The organism is Pseudomonas sp. GW822-FHT02G04, assembly GCF_058802085.1.
Genome location: NZ_JBXANU010000006.1, coordinates 243,500 through 268,563, shown reverse-complemented (window position 1 = coordinate 268,563; position 25,064 = coordinate 243,500). Strand labels below are relative to the sequence as shown.

The following is a 25,064-nucleotide window of genomic DNA, read 5'->3' as shown; positions in this document are numbered from 1 at the left end:
GGGGGTGCCTTGTGGCGCTCAATAGCATCGAAGAACTGGTTGAAGACATCCGCCAAGGCAAGATGGTCATCCTCATGGATGACGAAGACCGCGAGAACGAAGGCGACCTGATCATGGCCGCCGAGTGCTGCAAGGCTGAACACATCAACTTCATGGCCAAGCACGCCCGTGGCCTGATCTGCATGCCGATGAGCCGCGAGCGCTGCGAACTGCTCAGGCTGCCGTTGATGGCGCCACGCAACGGTTCCGGTTTCGGCACCAAGTTCACCGTGTCCATCGAAGCCGCCGAAGGCGTGACCACCGGTATCTCTGCGGCCGACCGTGCGCGTACCGTACAAGCCGCTGCCGCCAAAGACGCCAAGGCTGAAGACATCGTCAGCCCTGGCCACATCTTCCCGCTGATGGCCCAAGCCGGCGGCACCCTGGCCCGCGCCGGCCATACCGAAGCGGCCTGCGACCTGGCGCGCATGGCCGGTTTCGAGCCGAGCGGTGTGATCTGCGAAGTGATGAACGACGACGGCACCATGTCCCGTCGCGCCGAACTCGAAGCGTTTGCCGCCGAGCACAACATCAAGATCGGCACCATTGCCGACCTGATTCACTACCGGATGATCCACGAACGTACCGTTCAGCGGATTGCCGAGCAGCCATTGGACAGCGAACTGGGCCAGTTCAACCTGGTGACCTATCGTGATTCGGTGGAAGGCGACGTGCACATGGCCCTGACCCTGGGCACCGTGTGCGCCGAAGAACCGACCCTGGTTCGGGTGCACAACATGGACCCGCTGCGTGACCTGCTGATGGTCAAGCAACCGGGCCGCTGGAGCCTGCGCGCCGCTATGGCCGCGGTTGCCGAGGCTGGCAGCGGTGTGGTGCTGTTGCTCGGTCACCCGCTCGATGGCGACGTGTTGCTGGCGCACATCCGCGAAACCGCCGATCACCTGGCGGTGAAGAAACCGACCACCTACAGCACTGTGGGTGCCGGTTCGCAGATCCTTCGGGACCTGGGCGTGCGTAAAATGCGCCTGATGTCTGCGCCGATGAAATTTAATGCGATATCCGGTTTCGATCTGGAAGTTGTAGAATACGTGCCCTCCGAATAATGACCGGTTGTTTCCAGTCCTTGATTCGCGGCTAACACATCACTGAGGGACGCGTAGAAAGCGCGTCCCGGCTCTTTAAGAGATCTAACGAATGACCCTGAAGACCATCGAAGGTACCTTCATCGCCCCTAAAGGCCGCTACGCTCTGGTAGTGGGCCGTTTCAACAGCTTCGTCGTTGAAAGCCTGGTCAGCGGTGCAGTTGATGCCCTGGTTCGCCATGGCGTGAGCGAAAGCGACATCACCATCATCCGTGCGCCTGGCGCCTTCGAAATCCCGCTGGTTGCGCAGAAAGTCGCTCAGAAGGGCGAGTTCGCGGCAATCATCGCCCTGGGCGCGGTCATTCGTGGCGGTACTCCGCACTTCGAATACGTGGCTGGCGAATGCACCAAGGGCCTGGCCCAGGTGTCCATGGAGTTCGGCGTGCCGGTCGCTTTCGGCGTACTGACCGTTGATTCCATCGAACAAGCCATCGAACGTTCCGGCACCAAGGCCGGTAACAAAGGTGCTGAAGCTGCCCTGTCCGCTCTGGAAATGGTCAGCCTGCTGGCGCAGTTGGAGGCCAAGTGATTAGCGACGATAGCGATCGTTTCAACCCGCGCGATCCAAAGCCTGCGGATGCCGGCAAGCCATCGAAAAGCGCCAAGCGTCGCGAAGCCCGTCAGCTCGCGACTCAGGCGCTGTACCAATGGCACATGGCTAGGCAGTCGCTGAACGAGATCGAAGCGCAGTTCCGGGTCGATAACGATTTCACCGATGTCGATGGCGCGTACTTCCGCGAAATCCTGCACGGGGTTCCGCAGTTCAAGACCGAGATCGACACCGCGCTCAAGCCTTGCCTGGACTTGACCATCGAAGAGCTGGACCCGGTTGAACTGGCCGTTCTGCGCCTGTCCACCTGGGAACTGCTCAAGCGTGTCGACGTGCCATACCGCGTTGTGATCAACGAAGGTATCGAACTGGCCAAAGTATTCGGTTCCACCGACGGCCACAAGTTCGTCAACGGTGTGCTCGACAAGCTGGCCCCGCGTCTGCGTGAAGCTGAAGTGAAGGCGTTCAAGCGCTGATCGGCGCTTGAACTGCCATTGCCATGGGCGAGTTTGAGCTGATCCGCAATTTCTTCGCCGCCGCGCCTTGTGCGCAGGGCGGCGAAGGCGTTGCCCTCGGGATCGGCGACGACTGCGCCTTGCTGGCTGTTCCTCCCGGGGAGCAGTTGGCGATTTCCACCGATACCCTGGTGGCCGGTGTGCATTTCGCCGACCCCTGCGATCCGTTTTTGCTCGGCCAGCGCTCGCTGGCCGTGGCCGTCAGTGACCTGGCCGCCATGGGCGCCACCCCCGTTGCCTTTACCCTTGCCTTGACCTTGCCGACCGGGACTTCCGATTGGCTGGAAGCATTCGCCCGTGGTTTGAACCTCATGGCGCAGAATTGCCGTGTGGCACTGGTGGGCGGCGATACCACTCGCGGGCCGTTAAGCCTGACCATGACGGTATTCGGCCGGGTGCCGACCGGTCTGGCGCTGACCCGCAGCGGTGCACAGCCGGGCGATTTACTCTGTGTGGGCGGTGATCTGGGTAACGGCGCGGGCGCATTGCCGCTGGTGCTCGGCCAGCGGACTGCGGACGCGGCCATCGCCGATCCATTACTGGCCCATTACTGGTCGCCGCAACCGCAACTGGCGTTGGGCCAGGCGTTGCGCGGCAGGGCCACTGCGGCGCTGGATATCTCCGATGGCTTGCTCGCCGACTGCGGGCATATTGCCCTGGCGTCGAAAGTCGGGATTGAGGTAGAGCGCAGCAGGCTGCCGTTGTCGAAGGCGCTGCTGGCTTTCCTCGGTCAACCCGACGCGGAGCAAGCCGCCCTGAGCGGCGGTGACGATTACGTGCTGGCCTTCACCTTGCCGCCCGCCGAGCTGCCATCGTTGCTGGCGGACGGCTGGCCGATCCATGTGCTCGGGCAGGTTGTTGCAGGGCAGGGCGTGATTCTGCTGGACGCCGACGGGCACGACATCACCCCGCCAATCCGGGGTTATCAACATTTTCGGGAGACACCGTGACAGATCATCCCAAACAGGTTCCGTCGGAGTTCGTACCGCCGTCGGTCTGGCGCAATCCGTGGCATTTTTTGGCGTTCGGCTTCGGCTCGGGCACCCTGCCAAAAGCGCCGGGCACCTGGGGTTCGTTAGTGGCGTTACCCTTTATTCCGTTGTGGCAGATGCTGCCCGACTGGGGCTACTGGCTGATGCTCGGCATCACCATGCTGTTCGGCTTCTGGCTGTGCGGCAAGGTCGCCGACGATTTGCGCGTGCACGACCATGAAGGCATCGTCTGGGACGAAATGGTTGGGATGTGGATCACCCTGTGGCTGGTGCCGCAAGGTTGGTATTGGTTGTTGGCGGGGTTCCTGATGTTCCGCTTCTTCGACATCCTCAAGCCGTGGCCGATTCGCTGGATCGACCGGCATGTGCACGGTGGCGTCGGGATCATGCTCGACGACGTGCTGGCCGGGGTGTTCGCGTGGTTGGCGATGCAAGGGCTGGTTTGGCTTTTCGCCTGAAGGCTGCAGTCGAGGACGAAAGATGGCTCGCTGGTTGATGGTGATGGTTTTCGCGACGTTTTGCTCGTTCGCCCGGGCGGGGGATGCACCGACGACGCCGTCCGTGATTCACCTGGCCAGCGAGGCGTGGGAAGACTTTACCGCCGCCGATGGCCGTGGTTTGGGCTGGGACGTGTTGCGCGAAGTGTTTGAGCCTGCGGGTGTCAAACTGGATATTCGAATCGAACCGTACACGCGCGCCACGGGTCTTGCACAGCGTGGCGAAGTGGACGCGTGTGTCGGTGCCTATCGGGATGAAGTCAGTGACGTGCTCTATCCGCACTGGAGTTTCGATACCGATCCGATCTATGCACTGGGCCTGGCCACCAATCCGGCGCCGACCGCGGAAAATCTGGGCAATTATCGATTGGCCTGGGTACGCGGCTACAAGTACCAGGCTTACCTGCCCAACGTGCAGCGCTATAACGAAGTCGCGCGGCGTACCGGGATTCTGCCGATGCTGATCCACAACCGCGTCGACTACTACATCGACGCGCTGACCGAAGTCGATGACATCGTCAGACGAGCCAAGGACCCGTCGCAGTTTCGTCGCACGCACATCGCGGATTTGCCGCTGTACCTGTGCTTCGCCGATACACCTCGGGCCCGGCAATTGATGGTGCTGTTCGACCAGCGCATGGAATTGCTGGTAAAAAGCGGTCAGCTGAAACCGGTCTTCGAACGCTGGAAGCAGCCTTATCCGTTCGGTTCGAAATGAAAGAGTTCAATGTGGGAGCGGGGCAGATATCAAACTTTTTGATCGTTATGGCCGATAATTCAGCCTAAGCGTCTGCGGGAACGTGCTGCTACAATGCCGCCTCTGCGAATCTTCAGTACTTATAGATCAGGAGCACACCGGTGCCTGTCGTTTTTGTCGCCGCTTCCAAGCTGCCAACGCCTTTTGCGCAATTCACCATGCACGGCTTTCTCGATGAAGAAAACGGGCGCGAGCACGTGGTGCTGAGCCTGGGTGAGTTCGCCGACGGTGCTCCGGTACTCGGCCGGTTGCACTCCGAATGCCTGACCGGCGATGCCTTGTTCAGCCAGCGTTGCGACTGCGGTTCGCAACTCGAGGCGGCGTTGCAGGCGATCGCCCGTGAAGGCCGTGGTGTGTTGCTCTACTTGCGTCAGGAAGGTCGCGGCATTGGCCTGCTGAACAAGATCCGCGCCTATGAATTGCAGGATGGCGGCGCCGATACCGTTGAAGCCAACGAACGTCTGGGCTTCGCCGCCGACCAGCGCGACTACGCCATGTGCCTGCCGATGCTGGAGCACCTGGGCGTGAAGTCCCTGCGTCTGATGACCAACAACCCACGTAAGGTCAAAGCCTTGACCGACATGGGCATCGTGGTTGCCGAGCGCGTGCCGTTGCACACCGGGCACAATCCGCACAACAAACTCTACTTGGCCACCAAGGCCAGCAAGCTCGATCACATGATGGGCAACGAGCATCAGGGCGAGGTTGACCGGGCGTGACCCGCGGTCAGGTACGGCGACGACTGGCCGTCAACTGGTGGCAATACCTGGCGTTGGCCTTGCTGCCGCTGTTCGTGGTCAATGGCTTGTTCGGCCAAAGCGAGGCGATTCTGCCGGTGCTGGCCATGCCGTTTTTCATTGCCGGTGTGGCGTCGATGTTTGTCAGCCTGAAGTTCTTTGGCGGTTACAAACATGCGCTGATCGCGACCCAAAAAGCCCTCGATACCCCTGAAGAACCCGCCGCCTGGATCGCCCTGGCCGCGAAACGCCGTGCTGCGTTTCTGGTCGCTGGCCTGCCCGCCTGGATCGGCGCACTGGCAGTGTTCGTTGGTCTGGAAGCCGTACCGCTGATGCTGCTGGCGTTGTCGACTGCGGTGCTGTTCTACCTCTACCGTATCCCACGTCAACTCGGCTGATGCGCAGCGTCTGGCTGGCAGTCCTGTTGCTGGCCGTCAGTGGCCCGGCAGCTTCGGCCGAGCGGGTCGTCAGCCTGGCACCATCGCTTTCTGAAATCGTCATTGAACTGAATTCGGCTGACCTGCTGGTCGGCGTGCTGGATGCCGGTGAGCGTCCTGCCGAGCTCAAAGACATTCCTTCGGTGGGCCGCTACGGTCAGTTGGACATCGAACGGTTGCTCAGCCTCAAGCCCGATTTACTGCTGCTCTGGCCGGGCAGTGTAGGGCCGGCTCAGCGTGAACAGCTCAAGCGGCTGAACATTCCCACCTATGTCGCCGAGCCGCATGACCTCGAACAACTCACTGCGCAGGTTGAGGCGATAGCCACGCAACTCGGTCGACCGGCGCGGGGCGTTGCATTGGCCGAAAACCTGCGTCAGCGACTCGATTCCCTGCGTCAGCGCTATCGAAGGGACGAGCCGCTGCGGGTGTTTTATCAAGTCTGGGATCGGCCGCTGTACACCGTGGGCGGCGGACAGATCATCAGCGATGCGCTGCAGGTTTGCGGGGCAAGCAATGTGTTTGCCGACCTGCCACAGCCTGCACCGCAGGTCAGTGTGGAGGCCGTGTTGCAGCGCAACCCCGAGGTGATTCTGGCCAGCGATCAGGCGCAGCTCGATGCGTGGAAGGCCTGGCCCCAGGTGGCGGCGGTGGCGCAGGGGCAATTGCTACTGGTGACGGATAAAGGCCTGGAACGGCCGAGTGGGCAGATGATCGAAGCGACGGCCAAGCTCTGTCAGTTGATTGCGCCTGATCTCTAACCTGTGGCGAGGGAGCAAGCTCCCTCGCCACAGGGTTTTGCATGTAGCCAGAGGATCAGATATTCAGCAATTGCAGGCGCTGACGCACCGCTTCTTCGATCCCGGCTTCATCCAGCCCGCATTCGGCGAGCATTTGCGCAGGCTTGGCGTGTTCGACGTAGATGTCTGGCAAGCCCAGGTGCAGCACCGACTTGAGGATGTTTTCGCGGGCGAGGAACTCGCTGACCGCGCCACCGGCGCCGCCCATGATCGCGTTCTCTTCGACGGTCACCAGCAATTGGTGACTGCCGGCGATTTCGCGAACCAGTGCTTCGTCGAGCGGTTTGACGAAACGCATATCGACGACCGTTGCATCCAGCTTCTCGGCGACTTTCAGTGCCTCGGCCAGTTGCACGCCGAACACCAGCAGGGCGACTGTGCTGCCCTGACGACGAACCACACCCTTGCCGATTTCAATCGGTTCGAGGTCTTTCGCGATCGGTGCATTCGGGCCCGTGCCGCGCGGGTAACGCACTGCCGCCGGGCCGTTGTACAGGTGACCGGTGCTGAGCATTTTGCGCAGTTCGTTTTCGTCGCTCGGGGTCATCACCAGCATGCCGGGGATGCAACGCAGGAACGACAGGTCAAAGCTGCCTGCGTGCGTCGGGCCGTCTTCGCCCACCAGACCGGCGCGGTCGATGGCGAACAGTACGTCGAGGTTTTGCACCGCGACGTCATGAATCAGTTGGTCGTAACCGCGTTGCAGGAAGGTCGAATAGATCGCCACTACCGGTTTGGCGCCTTCACAGGCCATGCCGGCTGCCAGGGTCACGGCGTGTTGCTCGGCAATCGCCACATCGAAATAGCGCGTCGGGAAGCGTTCACTGAAGGCCACCAGGTCGGAGCCTTCCTTCATCGCCGGGGTGATCCCGACCAGGCGCGGATCGGCTGCCGCCATGTCGCACAGCCACTCACCAAACACACCGGAATATTTCGGCCCGCTGGCTTTTTTCGGCGCGGCGGCCGGAGCGTCCAGCGGTTCGAGTTTGGTGATGGCGTGGTAACCGATCGGGTCGACTTCCGCCGGGGCGAAGCCTTTGCCTTTCTTGGTGACCACGTGCAGGAATTGCGGGCCTTTCAGATCGCGCATGTTGCGCAGGGTGGCGATCAGGGTCGGCAGATCATGGCCATCGATCGGGCCGATGTAGTTCCAGCCCAGTTCTTCGAACAGCGTGCCAGGGACCAGCATGCCTTTGGCATATTCTTCGGTGCGGCGGGCGATTTCCCAGGCGCCGGGCAGGCGCGACAGAACCTTTTTGCTGCCTTCGCGCATGCTCGCGTAAGTGCGGCTGGAAAGGATTTTCGCCAGATAGTTCGACAGCCCGCCGACGTTGCGCGAGATCGACATGTCGTTGTCGTTGAGGATCACCAGCATGTTGGCGTCCACTTCCGGCGCGTGGTTCAGCGCCTCGAAGGCCATGCCAGCGGTCAGTGCGCCGTCGCCGATCACCGCGATCGCCTTGCGATCACTGTGCTGCAGGCGGGCGGCAATGGCCATGCCCAGCGCTGCGCTGATCGAGGTGCTGGAGTGGCCGACACCAAAGGTGTCGTACTCGCTCTCGGAGCGACGCGGGAAGGCGGCGATGCCGTCCTTCTGGCGCAGGGTGCTCATGCGCCCGCGACGGCCGGTGAGGATTTTGTGCGGATAAGCCTGATGACCCACGTCCCACACCAGCCGGTCGTCCGGGGTGTCGAAAACGTAGTGCAACGCGATGGTCAGCTCGATCACGCCCAGGCCGGCACCGAAATGCCCACCGGTCTGGCCGACCGTGTAGAGCAATTCCAGGCGCAACTCATCAGCCAGGGTTTCCAGCTCGGCTTCGCCTAACCGGCGCAGGCCGTCCGGCGTGTTGGCACGGTCGAGCAGGGGCGTGGTCGGGCGCTTACGGGGAATCTCATGAAACGTCGTGGGCATCAGGCGAATCGTTATAGGTATAAAAGATGCGGCAGTTTACCTGATGCATCGCCCCCTGCCCACGCGTTGGTCTTTTTTGGCGGATACGCCGTCAATTGCGGCGGTCAACGATATACCGGGCCAGATCACGCAAGGGCTCGGCTGCCGCGTCAAACGGTCGCAGCGCGTGCAGGGCCTGGTCGCGCAGTTCCAAAGCGTAGGCCTTGGCTGCCTCGAGACCGAGCAGCGCCGGGTAGGTCGGCTTGTCCCGGGCAATATCGGCGCCCTGGCGTTTGCCGAGGGTGGCGGTGTCACTTTCGACGTCGAGAATGTCGTCCTGGACCTGAAATGCCAGGCCGATGGCCTGTGCATAACTTTGCAGCGACTTCAGTTCGTCCTTCTCGGCACGACCACTGGCCAGGGCGCCGAGTTTTACGCTGACTTCGATCAGCGCGCCGGTCTTGTGCCGATGCATGTATTCAAGGGCTTTTTGATCGAGCTTGAGACCCACCGAGCCAAGATCGATGGCTTGTCCGCCGACCATGCCCGCCGGGCCTGCCGCCAGCGCCAGGGCGCTGACCATCTGTAGACGGGTCTCGGCATCCGACGCACTCAGGCGCGGGTCGAGCAGGGCGCTGAAGGCCAGGCTCTGTAAACCGTCGCCGGCGAGAATCGCGCAGGCTTCGTCGAATTTCTTGTGGGTGGTCGGCTGGCCGCGACGCAGGTCGTCATCGTCCATGGCCGGCAAATCGTCGTGCACCAGCGAATAGGCATGGATCAGCTCAACCGCGCAGGCTGCACCGTTAGCTTGCTCGGCCTTGCCGCCCAGCGCTTCACACGCGGCGTAGGCCAGCAGCGGACGTACGCGTTTGCCGCCGTTCATTACGCTGTAGCGCATGGCTTCGTACAGCCGCGCAAGCTCAGGGCTCGGAGGGTTGAACAGGGTTTCCAGTGCCGCGTTGACGCGAGCCTGGCTGGCTGCCGAATACGCTGCAATCATTCTGGCTGATCCGCGTCGAAGGGTTCCTCGGCCAACTCGCCGTCACGCTCGAGCAGCACTTGAACCTTCTGCTCGGCCTGGGCCAGCGCCGCCTGGCAATCGCGGGTCAGCCCGATGCCCTGCTCGAAAGCGGTCAGCGAGTCTTCCAGCGACAATTCGCCGTTCTCCAGACGCTCCACCAGCGTTTGCAGGTCAGCGAGGGATTGTTCGAAATCCAGTGCAGCTTTTTTGCGGGCCATGGCGGCTATTTCCGGTTGACGTTAAACCGGCGCGACACTAGCAGACATGGGGGGTATGGGCAAATGAGCGGGCCTGAAAACCCCTGTCGCGGCGTCGGAAAAACCGGACTCAGAATGCCTCAACCTCAGGGTGAAGGATCTGGTACCGAGTGCTGCGCCCGCCACCGGGCAGGCGTTTCAGGCAGCCCTTCTCCAGCAGTTCGGTCAGATGACGGGTCGCGGTGGCTTTGGAAACCTTTGCCACTGCCTGGTATTGAGCTGCGCTGATCCCCTCCTCGAAACCACGCTCTCCGCCATCGAGTAAACGATTCAACACTTTGATCTGCTCAACTGACAGCTCAGACTCCCGATGCGCCTGCCAGAAGCGCGCTTTGGCCAGCACCGACTCGATCCGGTTCATGGCTTGCTGCAAGCTACGCAGGAGGGTTCGCAGAAACCATTCCAGCCATTGAGTGATATCCAGCGTGGCTTTCTGACTGCTTTCGAGTACTCGATAGTAGCCGGAGCGATCCTCCAGGATGCTCGCCGACATGGCGTAGAAACGGATGGCCTGCGCCTCACCCTGGGCCAGCGCCAGGTCGGTGATGGTTCGCGTGAGACGGCCATTGCCATCGTCGAAGGGGTGCAAAGTGACGAACCAGAAGTGCGCAATACCGGCCCGCAACAATGGATCGAGGCCGGCTTGATTTCGGCTGGCTTCAAACCATCTGAGGAATGTGTCCAGTTGCTGCTCAAGGCCTTGGCGAGGCGGCGCTTCAAAGTGAACGGTTGGCCTGTCGAGACGCCCCGAAACCACTTGCATGGGCTCATCGCCGCGTAACGCGCCAACGTGGATTGGCCGGGCGGCGAAGTCTGTATCCTGATCAGGAAACACCCATTTATGCCAATCCAGTAGTCGCTCAAGCGTCAGTGCTTCAGCAAAATGCTGCGTGGCGTCGAGCATTAATTGCGCCAGACCCTCACTACGTTGGCTCACTTTATCGCCGTCGACCAGATTTAAACCTAACCGTCGCGCCAGTGAAGAGCGCACGGAACCAACATTAAGCTGTTCACCCTCTATAGCTGAAGACGTCACGATATTCTGCAATAACGCATCCAGTTCGTTCTGCGCGCTTAGTGAGCTACCCACGGAACTGGCCATGCCCATCAACCGACCTTGTGCCTGCACACACTCGCGTAATAACGGTGTCAGGCGCTCGGCTTGCCAGTTGAAATTTGGCCAATCAGGCCGTTGCCAGATCCAGAGAGGTGCCATGAACTCGGGTGCTCCAAGGTGAATGAGCCGAATAATAGTCTTATTCGGCTCACTTTATGAGCCGAATAAGATCGATATTCGGCTCACGCCCAACAAACACCGTGATTCCCACCGCAAATATAGATGTATCCGATTGTTAAAAAACTGCCGAATGGCTAATCTTCGCGCCTTCAACGACCCTATATTCAGGGTCTTCTGACGAAACGCAGTTTTTTCGATCTGTAACGCGCCGAGGATCGGGCGCCAGGTTTCGTTATGCATGGCAGGAGGCGTCACATGCGTTGGGTTCTTTCATTGCTGATCATGCTGGTCTGCGCTCAGGTTGCGTGGGCCGAGCCCACGGCCGAGCTATCGGAACCGGTGGGCGGCTGGCGCTATCACGGCTTGCTGGACCGCAGTGAAAACCCTCGCGTCGCCTATCCCACACCGCCCATCGACCGGGGCGTGCAGCGCAATCGCACGATGATCGAAGGCCAGCTCAAGGCCCTCGGCACGCTCCGTCCGCCCCACAGCCTGGCGGTGAACGGCAATCCCCTGAATCTGTACACCGACGATCAAGGGCGTTTTGCCCGCCCGTATGCGTTCGGCGCCGGTTCCAACAGCGTCGAAGTGCGCAGTTCCGAGGGAAAGTCGCTCAAGCGCGTTCAATTCTATGAAGCCAACAACCTGCGCACCCCGGCGCGGATTCGCGTGGTGCTGGGCTGGGACGATCCCAAGGCCGAACTCGACCTGCACATCATTACCCCCGACGGCCAGCACGCGTTCTGGGCCAGTCCGGCGATGAGCAACGGTGGTGGGCTGGACCCGGACGGGGTCGATGGCCCCGGTCCGGAAATGTTCACCATGACTGCGCCGATGCACGGCACCTATCTGGTTTACGTGAACTATTGGGGCAACTACGGCAGCGGCGGCTATAACTTCGATGAGAACAGCAACCAGAACGAGGTGATCACCTCGCAAATCAATCTGGTGCTCAATGAAAACACCGTCGACGAAAAACGCGAGACGTTCATCGTGCCCTTGCGGGCAATCGGCGACCTGCTGCTGGTCAAGACTTTCAACTATTAAACATCCCGCACCACGGATGAAATCGGGTTTTGTGAACATGAGCGATAACACTGTGACTCCGGCCGCCGACGTACCCGCAGCCAAAACTCCACGTCGTTGGCCGGCGCTGCTGATCGGGCTGTGCCTGGCGGCAGGCGTAGCGGGCGGGTTAGGCTGGTTCCTGCACAAACCCAAGGCTCCGCCTGCGCAGTTGGCCAGCGACAAACTGGGCATGAGCCGGCCGGACGGTCTGCTCGAAACCCATTCCTTGAGCCAGTTGCCCAAGGATTTGCTGGCGGTGCCGTTCCTCAAGGAAACCCTGACCGAAGATTTCGTCTTCTATTACGAAGCTCACGCCGACCGTCTCGGTTTGATTGGCAGTCTGCGGCGGATTATTTACGAGCATGACCTGAAGCTGCAGGACAGCCTGATCGAGCAGCTCTTCGACCAACCGGCGGATGTGGCGCTGTGGCGTGGGGCGGATGGGCGTCTCAAGGATTTCCTGTTGGTGATGGATCGCGGCGGACTGGCCAAGGTGCTGGAGCCGCTGGCGAAAGTGGCGCTGGATGATTCGCAGCTGAGCAAGCTCGGCGAAGTGAAAGTCGGTGCCGACGCCGTCACCCTCTATCAGCTCAACTACAACGCCAGCAAGTCGTTGGTGTTCGCTTCCCATGGCGACAAATTGGTGGTGCTGTCCAATCCGGCCAAACTCTATGATCCGGAAAATGGTGCTTTGGAGGAAACCGGCGGCGTTTCGACCAAGGCGATCGCCGCCTTGCTCAACGGCGACAAACTGTTCCCTGAAGCCTTCGACCTGCCGCCGCGTGCGCCCGAGGTAAAACAGCGCCTCTCGGTCAACTCCAGCGTATTGGCCATGGGTTACCAGCGCTTTATCCCGAACTTCGCTGGCCTGCGTTTCGACATGGACGACAAGGGCTGGCACAGCTTCCTCGCCATGGACGAACTGGACAACCAGCCGGACTTCGACTTCAAACCAATCTGGCAAGCCATGCCGATGGGCGCCAGCGCTTGCGTGGCGTTGCCACTGGCCGCCGAACAACAGAAACCGCTGCTGGTGAAACTCGGCGCCGAAGAGTCCGTGGCCCAGGCCCTGACCGAACACATGGCCGGTGCCGCCGGCCTGTGCTGGTACGCCGACTCGCGGCTGTACACGCCGCTGCTGGTGGCCAGCCTGAATGACGATGACAGCGCCAAACTTGACGGTGACTTGGGCAACCTGTTCGGCTCGATGGTGGGCGCCTACGAAGGCAATGTCGCCGAGCACGCATTCCCGGTGGTCGAGAAACAGGACGGTAAAACTCATCAGTGGCAGCGCCAGGTCAGCTCCAACTTCGGCCCTTATAAGGCCAAGGATGCCGAGCAACCAGACGCGATCACCGGTAAAGCTTTCATGCGTGTCAGCCTCGCGCGCCACGGTTCGACGCTGTTGTTCTCCCTCGACGACAAACTCGTCGACAAAGCGCTGGGCACCCTCGACAAACGCTTCCCGCCGCTGGCTGATGTGTTGCCGAAAGATCTGCTGATGCCGATCTATTTCGGCCCCGATTCCATGGCGCAACTGATGCAACAGGAAACCCTCGACAGCCTGCCGCAGGACATGGAGCCGGTGTTCTACAACGCCGCGCAAACCTACCTGATCCCGAAACTGCGCACCCTCGGCGGCTACGGCAAATACGCCCTGACCTTGCCCAAAGGCAGCGAGCCCGACGGCCACTGGCAATGGCTGCCGCTGGAGTGGAAAGCTCTGTGACCGCACTCATCCGAGGCCTCGGCTTGCTGGCGTTGCTGCTGGGGACCCGCACATTCGCCAGCGAAGCCGCCGCGCTCGACCCGCAGCAATCCCAGGTATTCCGCGCCTGGTTTGTGCGCATCGCCCAGGAACAATTGACCCAAGGCCCGAGCCCGCGCTGGTATCAGCAGGATTGCGCCGGGCTGGTGCGCTTTGCCGCCAACGAAGCGCTGAAGGTCCACGACGACAAATGGCTGCGCAGCAATGGCCTGTCCAACCGCTACCTGCCGCCGGAGCTGCAACTGAGTGAAGCCCAACGCGGCCTCGCCCAGCAATGGCAGCAGGGCGGCGGCAAGGTCGGGCCTTACGTCAACGCGATCAAATTGATTCAGTTCAACAGTCATCTGGTCGGCCGCGATCTGGCCCAGGCCCGGCCCGGCGATTTGATGTTTTTCGATCAGGGCGACGACCAGCACCTGATGATCTGGATGGGCCGCTTCATCGCCTATCACACCGGCACCACTACCCCCACCGACAACGGCATGCGCTCCGCAAGCCTGCAGCAACTCATGACATGGAAGGACACCCGATGGATACCCGACGCAGCCAACCCCAACTTCATCGGCGTCTATCGACTGAACTTTCTCTCCCAATGATCGGTGCCCGCATGCTGCGCATTTGCTCAAAACTGCCTCTTTTGCTTGCGTTGGTTCTGCCTCTGTCGGCAGTCAACGCCGAAGACACCGTCGAGCCGAGCGGCTATACGCCGGTGGCCGGTGAAAGCTTTTTCCTGTTGGCCGACAGCAGTTTCGCCAGCGACGAACAGGCGGTGGTACGCCTCGAAGCACCGGGTCGTGACTATCGCCGGTTCCGCATGGAGCCTTACGGTGGCGCCGACATTCGGGTGTATCGCATCGACAAACCGCTGGATTTCCTCAAGCGCCAGAAGAACCTGCATCGGGTGGTCAGTGACGGCCAATTCAAAGGCGAAGGCCTGTCGAACACCCTCGCGTACCTGTGGGACAACTGGTACCGCAAATCCCGTCGGGTGATGCAGCGGGCGTTTTCCTATGAGTCGCGCAAGCAAGTCACCGAGGAAGTACCGGAACTGAAGATGGGCACCGCCATCGCCGCGCCAACGCCCTACGATGCTCAGCCGCAATTCGCGTTGATTCCGGGCCTGCCGGTGGTCAGCCAATTCCGTTATCCACTGTGGCAAGCCAAACCGATCCAGCCGCCTGAAGGCGTGAAACTGGTTGGTTCTTCCAGTGAGTTCGTCAGCGTCTCGCCGGGCAACGTTTATATCCCGTTGGGCAACCTGAAACCGGGCCTGTACCTGGTGGAAGCGCTGATTGGCAAGTACCGCGCGACCACCATGGTGTTCGTCTCCAACACCGTGGCCGTGAGCAAGATTGCCGGTGATGAATTGCTGGTGTGGGCCGCGCGCAAACACGAAGGCAGTTCGGTACCCAAGGTCAACGTGTTGTGGACCGATGGCCTGGGTGTGATGAGCAGTGGCGCTACCGATGCCGATGGTTTGCTGCGCTTGAAACACGTCAGCCCGGAGCGTTCGTTCGTGATCGGCGAGGACGAAGAGGGCGGGGTATTCGTCTCCGAGAACTTCTACTACGACAGCGAAATCTACGACACCAAACTCTATGCGTTTACCGACCGACCGCTGTACCGGCCGGGTGATTGGGTGTCGTTGAAAATCGTCGGTCGCGAGTTCAAGAATGCCCGGGATTCCGTGGCGCCGACCGCTGCCGATGTCAATGTGACGGTGCTCGATGCCACCGGCACTGCGCTGCAGTCGTTGGCGTTGAAGCTCGATTCCAAGGCCGGCACCCAGGGCCGTTTCCAGTTGCCGGACAATGCGGTGGCGGGTGGTTATGAGCTGCGTTTCAGCTACAAGGATCAGGCCTACAGCAGCGCCTTTCGCGTGGCTGAGTACATCAAGCCGCACTTCGAGATTTCCCTGAACCTGGCCAAGCAGGATTACCGCACCGGCGAGCCGGTCAAAGGCAGCCTGGTGTTGTTGTACCCGGACGGTAAACCGGTGGCCGACGCCAAGTTGAGCCTGAGCCTGCGTGCCCAGCAGTTGTCGATGGTCGATAACGAACTGCAATACCTGGGGCAATTCCCGGTGGAGCTGACCAGCGCTGAACTGACCACCGACGCCAAGGGCAACGCGACGCTTGACCTGCCCGCCGCCGAGAAACCGAGCCGCTACATGCTCACCGTGTTCGCCAGTGATGGCGCGGCGTACCGGGTCAAGACCACCAAGGAAATCCTCATCGACCGTGGTGCCGCCAGTTTCCGCCTGAGCGCGCCGCAGCGGTTCAGCGCGGTGGGCGGCAAGGTTGCCTTCAGCTATGCCAACCAAGGTGGCAGCGAACAGAGCAAAGCGGTCAACCCGAGCAGCTACAGCTGGGTGCGGCTTGAGGATCAGAGCACTGGCGAAGGCAAACTCGCCGCCAAAGACAAAGGCTTCACCTTGGCCTTCGATCGTCCGGGTACTTACAACCTGACGCTGAAAGATGATCACGGCCGCGTGCTTGGTGCGACCGGTCATTCGGTCACTGGCGATGGTGTCAAAGCAGTGCCCGGCACCGTGGAAATCGTCCTCGACAAACCCGAGTACAAGGCCGGCGACGAAGCCCTCGCGTTGATCACTTTCCCCGAGCCGGTCAGCGATGCGTTGTTGTCGCTTGAGCGCGACAAGGTCGAGGCCACGGCGTTGCTATCCAAGGGCGGCGACTGGCTGAAGATGGAAAAACTCAGCGACACCCAATACCGCGCGCGCATCGCAGTGAAGGATAACTTCGCGCCGAACCTGACGTTCTCCGTGCTCTATACCAAGGGCGGTCAGTACAGCTTCCAGAACGCCGGTATCAAGGTGGTCGCGCCACAGATCGATGTGGCGATCACTACCGACAAAGAGGCGTATCAGCCCGGCGATACCGTGTCCGTGGACCTCACCACTCAATTCGCTGGCAAGCCGATTCCGGCTCACCTGACGGTCAGTGTGGTCGACGAAATGATCTACGCGCTGCAGCCGGAAGTGGCGCCGACCATCGACCAGTTCTTCTACCACCCGCGCCGCAACAACGTGCGCACCAGCGCCAGTTTGTCGTTCATCAGCTACGACGTGGCACTGCCGGGCAGCCCGGGCGCGCCGGGCAAAGCCAACCGCAGCGAGCGTGGAGTGAAAGTGCTGGAGCGGCCGCGTCGTGAAGACGTCGACACCGCCGCGTGGCAGCCGGAATTGATCACCGATGCCAACGGCAAGACCCGCTTCACCTTCAAGATGCCGGACTCCTTGACCCGCTGGCGCATCACCGCCCGCGCCATCGCCGATGACGGTCAGGTCGGGCAGAAGAAGCAATTCGTGCGCTCGGAAAAACCGCTGTACCTGAAGTGGAGCGGCCCGACCAAATTCCGTAACGGCGACAAGCCGGATCTTGGCGTATTCGCTTTCAGTCAGGCCGAGAAACCGGTCAAGGCTGAGCTGGTGATTCATTACGCGGGTGCCGAGCAACGTGTGCCGGTCACACTGAACAACGGCGTCAACTACATCGCATTGCCGGCATTCACCTTGGCCAATGGCGAGTGGACCGCCGAGCTGGTGCAGGACGGCAAAACCGCTGACGCCCTGGCCGTGCGGCTGACCGCGACCGGTGAAGGCTGGCAGGTGACCCAGAGTCAAAGTCTGGACGCGGTCAGCGGCGACACGCCGTTGACCTTGCCGACGGACGCCACGGATATTCGCCTGCGTCTGGATGACAGCCCGCAAGCGGTGTTCCGCTCGGCCCTCGATGATCTGCTGAGCTATCCGTACGGTGGCGTCGAACAAACCGCCAGTCGTTTGCTGCCGCTGAGCATCGCTTATCCAACGTTGTCGTCGAATCCGCAGATCCGTGATCGCTTGCGTTTGATCATGCAGAACAGCCGCCTGCGTCTGGTGCAAATGGCCGGGCCGTCGGCGTGCTTCACTTGGTGGGGCTTTGATGGCGAGCCGGATGCGTTCCTCACCGCTTACGCCTATTACGCCGACTGGCACGCCAGCAAAGTGCTGGAACTGAGCCTGCCGCCGGAGCACTGGCAGCGTGTGCTGGAGGTGTACGCGAAACAGGCGCAGAACACGCCACTGTTGCAGCGTGCGTTGATTCTGTCGTTTGCCAAACAGATGCAATTGCCGGTGAACACGTTGCTCAGCGGTTTGATCGACGACCTGGTGAAAGCCGGCGAAGGCAATGCGGCGAGCGTCATGGACGATGGCGCAGAGAGCCTGGTCATGAACGATCCGGATTCGGCCTTGGGGCTGGCCAGTGCTCGGGTGTTGACCGCGTCTTTGGCGCGTCAGGCCAAGGTCAATCTGCCGCCGGCGTTCAGTCGTCAAGTGGATGCTGCGCAACAGCAAGTGGCCGTCAGCGCTCAACCGTTTGTCGAAGCCCTGAACCTGTCGCTGCAGACTTTCGATCAGGCTCATGCGCAAGCGTTGTTGCAACGCCTGTTGCCACAGCAATCGACCCTGGAACGCGCGTTGGCGCTGACCTGGTTGCAACGCAGCATCGAGCAGGCCTCTCCGACCATCGCATTGGCACCGGGTGAAGGCTGGAAGAAACGCTACGGTGATACCGGTGAGATGTATTGGACGTGGCAGGGCTCTTCGCCAGTGCCGGCGGTATTGTCGCTGACCGGGACGCAAGAGCGCCCGCTACGCGCCGCGCTGAGCTACCAGACCAAACAACCTGCGGTTGATCCGATGGCTGTGACCATCACCCGTCGCCTGTCGCGTCTGGTACCGGGTGATGAAGCGTTCGAATTCAAACTCGAAGCGGTCGGCACCAAGCCGTTGTCCAGCGACAGCCTGTACCTGGACGAAGTGATCATCACCAGCAAAGCCGCGAAACCGCTGCGCTACGGCATGCTCGAAGTGCCGCTGCCACCGGGTGCGGACGTCGAGCGCACCACGTGGGGCATCAAGCTGATGGGCAAGGCCGGCACCGAGCCGACCGCGTTGGAGAAGGCCCGTTTCGAGCCGGGGCAAATGGCGTATGCGGTGCCAGTGGATGCGCTGAGCGGTGAGTTGCGCCTGCGTCATCTGGTGCGCTTCTCGCAAAAAGGCCAGTTCAACCTGCCGCCGGTGCGTTTCACCCAGGTCTACGCGCCGCAGCATCAGGCTCAGGAACAGAAGCCGGCGCTCGGTCAGGTAACGGTCAACTGACATGACCCGGCGTTTGGTCTGGTGGTTGCTGTGTTTGATCCCTGCGCTGGCGACAGCGCAGGACGAGCCGTTGCGCCTGGGTTTCAAGGGTGAGTTGCTTGCGTTGAGCCAGACTCAGGTGATCTCGCGTGAACCATTGCCTGATGACTTGCAGACGCCGTTGGGCAGCTTGTGGAAGCTGTTTGTCTACGGTTGGCTGGTGGACACCGGCGCGCGCGAGCCCGCTTATGAATGTCGCGGGCAATCGAAGGAAGAAGTTTATTGCTGCACGGCGGGCGGCACGATCGGGCGTGATCAGGCATTGGTGAAGTCTTGCGGCTTGTACTTTGAGCCTGCGCGCCTGGGCATTGCCGGCGCACAGTGGCGCGAGTATTGGCAGGCGAGACAAGCGCCGAAATGGTTGCTGGATTTGCCGTTGTTGCAACCGCAGACCCGGGTTCCGGTGGCGGAGTTGTTGAAGGTGTTGGCCGTGATGCCGGCGCAGGATCAGGCGCGAAGGGTGTTGCTCGATGTGGTGCTCAATGCCGCGGATGGCAATGTCGTGGGTGAACTTGGCGGTCGGTTGCGGGTGAAAACCTGGAGCTGGCTGGGGGATCAGGATCCTTCGTCGCGCCAAGGCGGATTCGCGGGCTGGACGGTAGACGGCACGCCGATCTGGGCCGGTGGGCGTGGCACCAGCCAAATGGTGTTGCGCCATTATGGTCAGTCGCTGGCGACGGTGCTGCCCTTGTCATGGCCAGCCGAGGCAGGGAAGTGCGTTGAGGTCGGTCTGTTCGCGCGTTATCCACTGAAACGCGTGCTGTCGGGGGATCGCGTTGTAGCGCCCGGCCCTTTGCAAGGCGACTACCGCGTCGAGTTCGCCAGCGGCAATCAACTAGATATCCACAGCGACGGCGAGTTGTTCTTGCTCAAAGACAAACTCATCGCCCGCCTCGATCGTGAAGAATACGTCGCCCGCGTCCTGCAGCGTGAAGCCAGGCCTGAACCCGTCGAAGCGGCCAAAGCCCTGGCCGTCGCGATCCGCACCTACCTGCTGCAAAACGCCACTCGCAACGGCGACTGCTTGAGCATCGACGACAGCAGCAGTCGACAACGCGTTGCACCACGTCCGGCCGTCACTGAATCGCGCAACATCGCCGCGTGGACCAGTGATCTGGTTCTCGCCGGCACCGCCGTCACCTATCACTCCGATCAACCGGGGCCGGACAAACTCTCCTGGCAGCAAGCCGTCGAACAAGCCAATGCCGGCCAACGCTACGACGCCATTTTGCTGCACGCCTACCCGCGCGCCAGCCTCAGCCGCTGGGACAACCCGGTCGCCTCCTGCGAAGCGCTGCCCGCCGCGCAAGACTGGTTGCAAAACCAGCGTCGTGGATGGCGCCAACGGCTTGAAAGCGAAGTTGGCTACAACGAAGTCAGCACCTTCGCCGTCTGCCGCCTGGCCTTTGGTCGTCCGTTTGTCGATCGCGAACGCCAGCGCATCTACGTGCGCGGCGTGCTGTCGTTGCAAGACCGCCTCGACCTCACCCACGAATACCTGCACCTGGCCTTCGAAGCACACCCCAACGGCCAGGATGAAACCTACATCGAAGGGCTCGCCCGTCACCTCTTGCTGGAATAGGCCATGAAACTCCGTTATCCACAGGTCTTGCTGTTCCTTTGCGCTTTTTGCGTACTGCCAGCGACATTTGCCGCCGTCAAACTTGATACGCCCATTGGCGGCTGGCGTACCGGCGCCCCTGAAGGCGACGGCGAAAACTTTCGTCAGACGGTCAATTACCCGGCTTCGTCGGTTAACACCCCGGTGGGCCAGGCCAACACGGCGCGCATTACCGGCCAGATCCAATCCACCCCCAAGAGCACTGAACCCGGCAAGCTGATCGTCAACGGCGTCAGCATGCCACTGAAGATCGACCCCGCCGGTCGCTTCGACCGCCCGTTCTCATTCCCCAAAGGCAGCAACAGCGTTGAAGTCCGCAGCCCCGATGGCCAACAACGCCACCGCACGCAGTTCCTCAATGCCAACGGCGGCGCCACCCCAGCCAAGTTGCGTGTGCTGCTGGCCTGGGACAGCGACGGCACGGATCTGGACTTGCACCTCGTCACCCCCGATGGCGCACACATCTGGTACGGCGATCGTGTCGCGCCCAATGGTGCGGCGCTGGATGTGGACGTCACCACCGGCTACGGCCCGGAAATCTTCGCCATGCCCGCGCCGATCAAGGGGCAATACCTGGTGTACGTGAACTACTACGGTGGCGGGTATCGCGGTGATGACGAAGGGCAGGAGGATGCGGTTCAACCGGTGACCACCGCGCAAGTGACGGTGATTACGGAGGAGGGGACGCCTGATGAAAAGATGGAAACGTTCCTGGTGCCGATGCGGGCGGTGGGGGAGTTGACGTTGGTTAAGGGGTTTAGTTATCCGTGAGGGGAATAGTCTCGGCAGTGCTGAGACTATTAGCCTGGCCAGCAGACTTTACTCAATCCGTAGCAGCTGCCGAGCCCGCGAGGCTGCGTTCGAGCCGGGGTCGCGCTCGACCGAGGTCCTCGCATATCCGCTGTACACGGTCTTCCCGAAAGAACCGGTTGCTTGATTTTACGACTGCTTCGCAGCCGGACGCAGGCTTCGCCAGCTGCTACAAGGCGTATGTCGTGGCTGAAATGGTTTAACTGACTGGTGTTAGGCAAACGAGCCACTACAGGGACGACGCAATTGTGACAGCACTGCTGTCACAATTACCCTGGACCCAAAACCTGCTCATTCTCAACCAGAGCAAACGCCCGGCAGCCTCACTCCCGCACCCCTCCACCACAAATAAAATCTATAAACGCCCGAAGTTTCGGTGTGAGGTACCGGCTCGACGGCCACACCACCTGTATGTTCAACGTGCGCAGCACCTGGTCGGGCAATATCGACACCAGTTCACCGGCGTCCAGCGCCTCGCGCACCGCGAATTCGGGGACGCAGGCGATGCCCAGTCCTTGTCTGGCCATGTGGATCAGCATTTCCAGATTGTTGCAGACCATCGTTGCCGGCACTTTCAACTCTGTACCTTCGGCAAGCCCCGACAATGGCCATTTTTCCAGTTTGCCCGTGGAGGGCAGCTTGTAATGCAGGCAATGGTGTTCTTGCAGTTGCTCGACACGCTGCGGGTAGCCGTTGTTCGCAAAGTAGCCCGGGCCGCCGACGAGGTAGAAGCCAAAGCTGTCGAGTTTCCTGGCCATCAGCCGGGAGTCGTGCAGTTGACCGGTGCGCACCACGGCGTCGAAGCCTTCCTCGACCACATCCACCAGCCGATCGGTGAAGTCCAGCTCCAGCTGTATCTCCGGATAACGCTGCATGAACCGCGACAGTTGCATGAACAGTACGTTGCCGAGCAGCGGCAGGCTGATGCGCAGTTTGCCGCGGGGTGTCTCGCTGGAGCTGGAGAGTTCCTGCTCCGCCGCTTCCAGCTCGTTGAGCACTCTGCGGCAGCGCTCCAGAAACAACGAGCCTTCGCTGGTCAGGTTGATGCTGCGGGTATTGCGGTGGAACAGGCGTGCGCCGAGTTTCTCTTCCATGCGCGCAATGCTCTTGCCCACCGCCGAGGACGATATGCCGAGCAAGCGGCCGGCCCCTACAAAACTGCGGCTTTCGGCGACCTGCACGAACACCGTGATGCCATTGAGCTTATCCAACCCTCACTCCTTTGATTGCGGACAAAAAGGTCCGTGGACCTCGGAAGTGTAACCTCTGTTTCCCCGTAACGGCCGGCTCTACCATCGCCACATTCAGGTCATTCATCCAGCCAATTCGGGGTCAGACATGTCAGTCAACGAACCGCTTCGCCCATTACAATCGCTTCGCTCGTTCGAACCCGTCGAGCTCGGTTCACGGGTCGACGCCGTGCTCGAGCAAACGCTGCACGACCAACGCCTGGTCGGTGCCGTGGTGCTGGTGGCTCACCGGGGCAAGCTTATCTATAACCGAGCGGCCGGCCTGGCCGACCGTGAAGCGCAATTGCCGATGCGCGAAGATGCCTTGTTTCTGCTGTCTTCGGTCTCCAAGCCAATCACTTCGGTGGCGGCGCTGGTACTGGTCGCCAAAGGTAAAATCAGACTGGACGATGACATCAGCCAGTGGTTGCCCTACTTCAAACCAACCCTGGGTGACGGCCAACCCGCGACCATCACCGTGCGCCAGTTACTGAGTCATACCGCCGGTTTGACGTATGGTTTTCTGGAAAGCGATCAAGGCGGCCCTTATCGCGATGCCGGGGTGTCCGACGGTCTGGATCGTAGCGACATTTCGCTGGAAGAAAACCTGCGCCGTCTGAGCCATGCGCCCTTGCTGTACAGGCCCGGCAGCGGTTGGGGCTATTCGATCGCCACCGACGTGCTGGGCGCACTGATCGCCGCGGTCAACGGTACGTCCCTCGCCGAGGCGATCGATGAGCTGATTACCCGGCCGCTGGCGTTGCGCGATACCCGCTTCAGTGTTTCCGAGGTCAGCCGTCTCAGTCCTGCGTACCTGAACGATCAGCCACAGCCACGGCGCATGAATGAGCTGGAAGTGATTCCGGTGTTCGAAGGGACTGCCGGCATCAGGCTGCAACCGGCCCGGGCACTGGACCCACAGGCCTATAACTCCGGCGGTTCCGGCCTGGTCGGCACCGCGGGTGAGTTTCTTCAGTTGCTCGAAACCTTGCGCAAGGGCGGTGCGCCGTTACTGCCCAAGGCCCTGGTGGATGAAATGGGCAGCAACCAGACCGGCGAACGAGAACTGGACAACTGGCCCGGCCGAGGCTTCGGTCTGGGTTTCACGGTACTCAAGGACCCGGCAGCGGCACAAACCGCCGAGTCGGCCGGCAGCTGGCGACTGGGCGGCGCCTATGGGCATTCGTGGTTCGTCGACCCGGCAGAGCAACTGACCGTGGTCGCCTTCACCAACACGGCCTTCGAAGGCATGTTCGGGCAATTCACCGTGGATCTTTGCAACGCTGTCTACGGGCTGGAGTCTGAGTCATGAAAATGCTCCATCCGATTTACTTCCTGGCGCTGGGGCTGTTCGGCGTTTACACCATCGAATTCGGTGTGGTCGGGATCCTTCCGGTGATCATCGAACGCTTTTCGATCAGTGCATCGCAGGCGGGCCTGCTGGTGGGGCTGTTCGCACTGATCATTGCGGTATTCGGCCCGATCATGGTGTTGCTGCTGTCGCGCTTCAACCGCAAGAAGGTGCTCACGATTGCCCTGTTCGTTTTCGCCGGGACCAGCGTGCTGTCGGCCTATGCGCCCAACTTTGAATCGCTGATGGTGCTGCGCGTCATCCCGGCGTTGTTCCACCCCGTGTATTTTTCCCTGGCATTCGTCGCGGCTACTTCGCTTTACCCGCCAGGGGAATCGACCCGCGCCGCCGCCAAGGCTTTTGTCGGCACCAGCATGGGCATGGTGTTGGGCGTGCCGCTGACGACACTCATCGCGGCACAGTTCTCCTACGAAGCCTCGTTTCTATTCTGCGCCGTGGTCAACTGCATTGCGGGCCTGGGGATCATTGCCAGGCTGCCGGACGCTCCGGGCAAACTGGCCATTTCCTATAAAGAGCAGTTGGCCATCCTGCGTAAATTCCCGCTGTGGCTGAACATCACTGCTTCGACCCTGATCTTCGCCGCGATGTTTTCCGTGTACAGCTACTCGGCCGAGTACCTGGCCAAAGAAGCTGGCATGAGCGCGCAACTGATCAGTATTCTGCTGGTGGTCTTCGGCATCGGTGGCGTCGCCGGCAATCTGTATGCCGGTAAACTGATCGGTCAGAACATGGTCAGGACGACGATTTTGCATCCGGTCCTGCTGGCCGCTTCTTATGGGTTGCTGTACCTGTTCGCTGGCCCGTCGCTGATGACCATGCTGGTGATCGTGGTGATCTGGGGCGCAACCCATACCAGCGGGTTGATCGTCACGCAGATCTGGCTGACTTCCGAAGCGCCGCAAGCGCCGGAGTTCGCCACTGGTATCTACATCTCGTTCATCAACCTGGGCGTGACCATCGGTTCTACCACCGGTGGCTGGTTCCTGGCGCGGATGGGATTGCAGGGCACCCTCTACAGTGGTTTGCTGTTTGCCGCGCTGGCCGTGTTGGTCATCGTGGTAAAAGTTCTGTTTTTCAGTGCGGTACCGCGCAAGGGGGGCGTGCAAATCGTCGCAGACTGAGTTGTACGATGCGCGATAGCCGGGATTATTCCG

22 protein-coding genes are annotated in these 25,064 nt (G+C 61.1%); 17 read left to right on the top strand and 5 right to left on the bottom strand.

Translation table 11 applies throughout. The annotated features are described in order from the left end of the window. Window positions 1–11 precede the first annotated feature (11 nt). The 9 genes from ribBA to AC1RO5_RS11290 all read left to right on the top strand — a co-directional run bounded on the left by ribBA (window position 12) and on the right by AC1RO5_RS11290 (window position 6,388). Complete coding sequence (gene ribBA, locus AC1RO5_RS11330) at window positions 12–1,103, top strand: bifunctional 3,4-dihydroxy-2-butanone-4-phosphate synthase/GTP cyclohydrolase II (RefSeq protein ID WP_413695130.1); 1,092 nt, start codon at window positions 12–14, stop codon at window positions 1,101–1,103. A gap of 91 nt (window positions 1,104–1,194) precedes the next feature. After that, window positions 1,195–1,671: a 6,7-dimethyl-8-ribityllumazine synthase gene (gene ribH / locus AC1RO5_RS11325; RefSeq protein WP_003228649.1), complete on the top strand. Its 477-nt coding sequence runs from the start codon at window positions 1,195–1,197 to the stop codon at window positions 1,669–1,671. Then, window positions 1,668–2,168: a transcription antitermination factor NusB gene (nusB, locus tag AC1RO5_RS11320; RefSeq protein ID WP_493174934.1), complete on the top strand. Its 501-nt coding sequence runs from the start codon at window positions 1,668–1,670 to the stop codon at window positions 2,166–2,168. The genes ribH and nusB overlap by 4 nt, the downstream gene beginning before the upstream one ends. A gap of 23 nt (window positions 2,169–2,191) precedes the next feature. Further along, window positions 2,192–3,157 carry a thiamine-phosphate kinase gene (gene thiL / locus AC1RO5_RS11315; RefSeq protein WP_493174933.1) on the top strand — a complete coding sequence of 322 codons (966 nt, stop codon included), beginning with the start codon at window positions 2,192–2,194 and terminating at the stop codon, window positions 3,155–3,157. Then, complete coding sequence (locus tag AC1RO5_RS11310; protein WP_018925692.1) at window positions 3,154–3,657, top strand: phosphatidylglycerophosphatase A family protein; 504 nt, start codon at window positions 3,154–3,156, stop codon at window positions 3,655–3,657. The genes thiL and AC1RO5_RS11310 overlap by 4 nt, the downstream gene beginning before the upstream one ends. Window positions 3,658–3,679: 22 nt before the next feature. Continuing rightward, the gene (locus AC1RO5_RS11305; RefSeq protein WP_493174932.1) at window positions 3,680–4,414 is read left to right on the top strand and encodes an ABC transporter substrate-binding protein; all 735 of its coding nucleotides are present in this window, start codon (window positions 3,680–3,682) and stop codon (window positions 4,412–4,414) included. A 140-nt stretch (window positions 4,415–4,554) separates the two neighbouring features. Beyond that, entirely contained in the window at window positions 4,555–5,172 is a 618-nt protein-coding gene (ribA, locus tag AC1RO5_RS11300; protein WP_007906827.1) for a GTP cyclohydrolase II, read from the top strand. Beyond that, window positions 5,169–5,588, top strand: a complete 420-nt coding sequence (locus AC1RO5_RS11295) for a hypothetical protein (protein ID WP_019581376.1) — start codon at window positions 5,169–5,171, stop codon at window positions 5,586–5,588. Before ribA ends, AC1RO5_RS11295 begins: the two co-directional genes overlap by 4 nt. Then, complete coding sequence (locus AC1RO5_RS11290; protein WP_493174931.1) at window positions 5,588–6,388, top strand: cobalamin-binding protein; 801 nt, start codon at window positions 5,588–5,590, stop codon at window positions 6,386–6,388. The genes AC1RO5_RS11295 and AC1RO5_RS11290 overlap by 1 nt, the downstream gene beginning before the upstream one ends. A 55-nt stretch (window positions 6,389–6,443) precedes the next feature. Here the strand turns inward: AC1RO5_RS11290 and dxs are convergent, their stop codons facing one another. The 4 genes from dxs to AC1RO5_RS11270 all read right to left on the bottom strand — a co-directional run bounded on the left by dxs (window position 6,444) and on the right by AC1RO5_RS11270 (window position 10,815). Next, window positions 6,444–8,342, bottom strand: a complete 1,899-nt coding sequence (gene dxs / locus AC1RO5_RS11285) for a 1-deoxy-D-xylulose-5-phosphate synthase (protein ID WP_493174930.1) — start codon at window positions 8,340–8,342, stop codon at window positions 6,444–6,446. A gap of 91 nt (window positions 8,343–8,433) precedes the next feature. Then, window positions 8,434–9,321, bottom strand: a complete 888-nt coding sequence (gene ispA, locus AC1RO5_RS11280; protein WP_493174929.1) for a (2E,6E)-farnesyl diphosphate synthase — start codon at window positions 9,319–9,321, stop codon at window positions 8,434–8,436. After that, entirely contained in the window at window positions 9,318–9,560 is a 243-nt protein-coding gene (locus AC1RO5_RS11275) for an exodeoxyribonuclease VII small subunit (protein WP_007894317.1), read from the bottom strand. The genes ispA and AC1RO5_RS11275 overlap by 4 nt, the downstream gene beginning before the upstream one ends. A 109-nt stretch (window positions 9,561–9,669) precedes the next feature. After that, on the bottom strand, window positions 9,670–10,815 hold the full coding sequence (locus AC1RO5_RS11270) for a Fic family protein (RefSeq protein WP_493174928.1): 1,146 nt from the start codon (window positions 10,813–10,815) through the stop codon (window positions 9,670–9,672). Between the two features lie 276 nt (window positions 10,816–11,091). Between AC1RO5_RS11270 and AC1RO5_RS11265 the strand changes: the two genes are divergently transcribed. Genes AC1RO5_RS11265 through AC1RO5_RS11240 form a run of 6 tightly spaced genes read left to right on the top strand, consistent with a single transcriptional unit; the run spans window position 11,092 to window position 21,270 of the window. Continuing rightward, complete coding sequence (locus tag AC1RO5_RS11265; RefSeq protein WP_493174927.1) at window positions 11,092–11,883, top strand: YfaP family protein; 792 nt, start codon at window positions 11,092–11,094, stop codon at window positions 11,881–11,883. A gap of 37 nt (window positions 11,884–11,920) precedes the next feature. Then, window positions 11,921–13,633, top strand: coding sequence for a DUF2138 domain-containing protein (locus AC1RO5_RS11260; protein ID WP_493174926.1), 1,713 nt, complete (start codon window positions 11,921–11,923; stop codon window positions 13,631–13,633). Then, the gene (locus AC1RO5_RS11255; RefSeq protein ID WP_493174925.1) at window positions 13,603–14,268 is read left to right on the top strand and encodes a DUF1175 domain-containing protein; all 666 of its coding nucleotides are present in this window, start codon (window positions 13,603–13,605) and stop codon (window positions 14,266–14,268) included. The genes AC1RO5_RS11260 and AC1RO5_RS11255 overlap by 31 nt, the downstream gene beginning before the upstream one ends. 11 nt (window positions 14,269–14,279) lie before the next feature. After that, the gene (locus AC1RO5_RS11250; RefSeq protein WP_493174924.1) at window positions 14,280–18,839 is read left to right on the top strand and encodes an alpha-2-macroglobulin family protein; all 4,560 of its coding nucleotides are present in this window, start codon (window positions 14,280–14,282) and stop codon (window positions 18,837–18,839) included. Window position 18,840: 1 nt separating this feature from the next. Continuing rightward, entirely contained in the window at window positions 18,841–20,460 is a 1,620-nt protein-coding gene (locus AC1RO5_RS11245) for a DUF2300 domain-containing protein (RefSeq protein WP_493174923.1), read from the top strand. 3 nt (window positions 20,461–20,463) lie between these two features. Then, window positions 20,464–21,270: a YfaP family protein gene (locus tag AC1RO5_RS11240; protein WP_493174922.1), complete on the top strand. Its 807-nt coding sequence runs from the start codon at window positions 20,464–20,466 to the stop codon at window positions 21,268–21,270. Between the two features lie 362 nt (window positions 21,271–21,632). On the opposite strand, the gene AC1RO5_RS11235 is transcribed toward AC1RO5_RS11240, so the two are convergent. Next, window positions 21,633–22,520: a LysR family transcriptional regulator gene (locus tag AC1RO5_RS11235; RefSeq protein WP_493174921.1), complete on the bottom strand. Its 888-nt coding sequence runs from the start codon at window positions 22,518–22,520 to the stop codon at window positions 21,633–21,635. A gap of 127 nt (window positions 22,521–22,647) precedes the next feature. On the opposite strand from AC1RO5_RS11235, the gene AC1RO5_RS11230 reads away from it, so the two are divergent. Together AC1RO5_RS11230 and AC1RO5_RS11225 are read left to right on the top strand one after the other, a co-directional pair. Then, the gene (locus AC1RO5_RS11230; protein WP_493174920.1) at window positions 22,648–23,850 is read left to right on the top strand and encodes a serine hydrolase domain-containing protein; all 1,203 of its coding nucleotides are present in this window, start codon (window positions 22,648–22,650) and stop codon (window positions 23,848–23,850) included. Further along, the gene (locus AC1RO5_RS11225; RefSeq protein ID WP_493174919.1) at window positions 23,847–25,031 is read left to right on the top strand and encodes an MFS transporter; all 1,185 of its coding nucleotides are present in this window, start codon (window positions 23,847–23,849) and stop codon (window positions 25,029–25,031) included. The genes AC1RO5_RS11230 and AC1RO5_RS11225 overlap by 4 nt, the downstream gene beginning before the upstream one ends. Window positions 25,032–25,064 lie beyond the last annotated feature (33 nt).

Bases quoted from the DNA above. Each gene is read 5' to 3' on its own strand.
- ribH (WP_003228649.1), top strand. From the start codon at position 1,195: ATGACCCTGAAGACCATCGAAGGTACCTTCATCGCCCCTAAAGGCCGC.
- thiL (WP_493174933.1), top strand. From the start codon at position 2,192: ATGGGCGAGTTTGAGCTGATCCGCAATTTCTTCGCCGCCGCGCCTTGT.
- AC1RO5_RS11305 (WP_493174932.1), top strand. From the start codon at position 3,680: ATGGCTCGCTGGTTGATGGTGATGGTTTTCGCGACGTTTTGCTCGTTC.
- AC1RO5_RS11290 (WP_493174931.1), top strand. From the start codon at position 5,588: ATGCGCAGCGTCTGGCTGGCAGTCCTGTTGCTGGCCGTCAGTGGCCCG.
- dxs (WP_493174930.1), bottom strand. From the start codon at position 8,342: ATGCCCACGACGTTTCATGAGATTCCCCGTAAGCGCCCGACCACGCCC.
- ispA (WP_493174929.1), bottom strand. From the start codon at position 9,321: ATGATTGCAGCGTATTCGGCAGCCAGCCAGGCTCGCGTCAACGCGGCA.
- AC1RO5_RS11275 (WP_007894317.1), bottom strand. From the start codon at position 9,560: ATGGCCCGCAAAAAAGCTGCACTGGATTTCGAACAATCCCTCGCTGAC.
- AC1RO5_RS11270 (WP_493174928.1), bottom strand. From the start codon at position 10,815: ATGGCACCTCTCTGGATCTGGCAACGGCCTGATTGGCCAAATTTCAAC.
- AC1RO5_RS11265 (WP_493174927.1), top strand. From the start codon at position 11,092: ATGCGTTGGGTTCTTTCATTGCTGATCATGCTGGTCTGCGCTCAGGTT.
- AC1RO5_RS11260 (WP_493174926.1), top strand. From the start codon at position 11,921: ATGAGCGATAACACTGTGACTCCGGCCGCCGACGTACCCGCAGCCAAA.
- AC1RO5_RS11255 (WP_493174925.1), top strand. From the start codon at position 13,603: ATGGCTGCCGCTGGAGTGGAAAGCTCTGTGACCGCACTCATCCGAGGC.
- AC1RO5_RS11250 (WP_493174924.1), top strand. From the start codon at position 14,280: ATGCTGCGCATTTGCTCAAAACTGCCTCTTTTGCTTGCGTTGGTTCTG.
- AC1RO5_RS11245 (WP_493174923.1), top strand. From the start codon at position 18,841: ATGACCCGGCGTTTGGTCTGGTGGTTGCTGTGTTTGATCCCTGCGCTG.
- AC1RO5_RS11240 (WP_493174922.1), top strand. From the start codon at position 20,464: ATGAAACTCCGTTATCCACAGGTCTTGCTGTTCCTTTGCGCTTTTTGC.
- AC1RO5_RS11230 (WP_493174920.1), top strand. From the start codon at position 22,648: ATGTCAGTCAACGAACCGCTTCGCCCATTACAATCGCTTCGCTCGTTC.
- AC1RO5_RS11225 (WP_493174919.1), top strand. From the start codon at position 23,847: ATGAAAATGCTCCATCCGATTTACTTCCTGGCGCTGGGGCTGTTCGGC.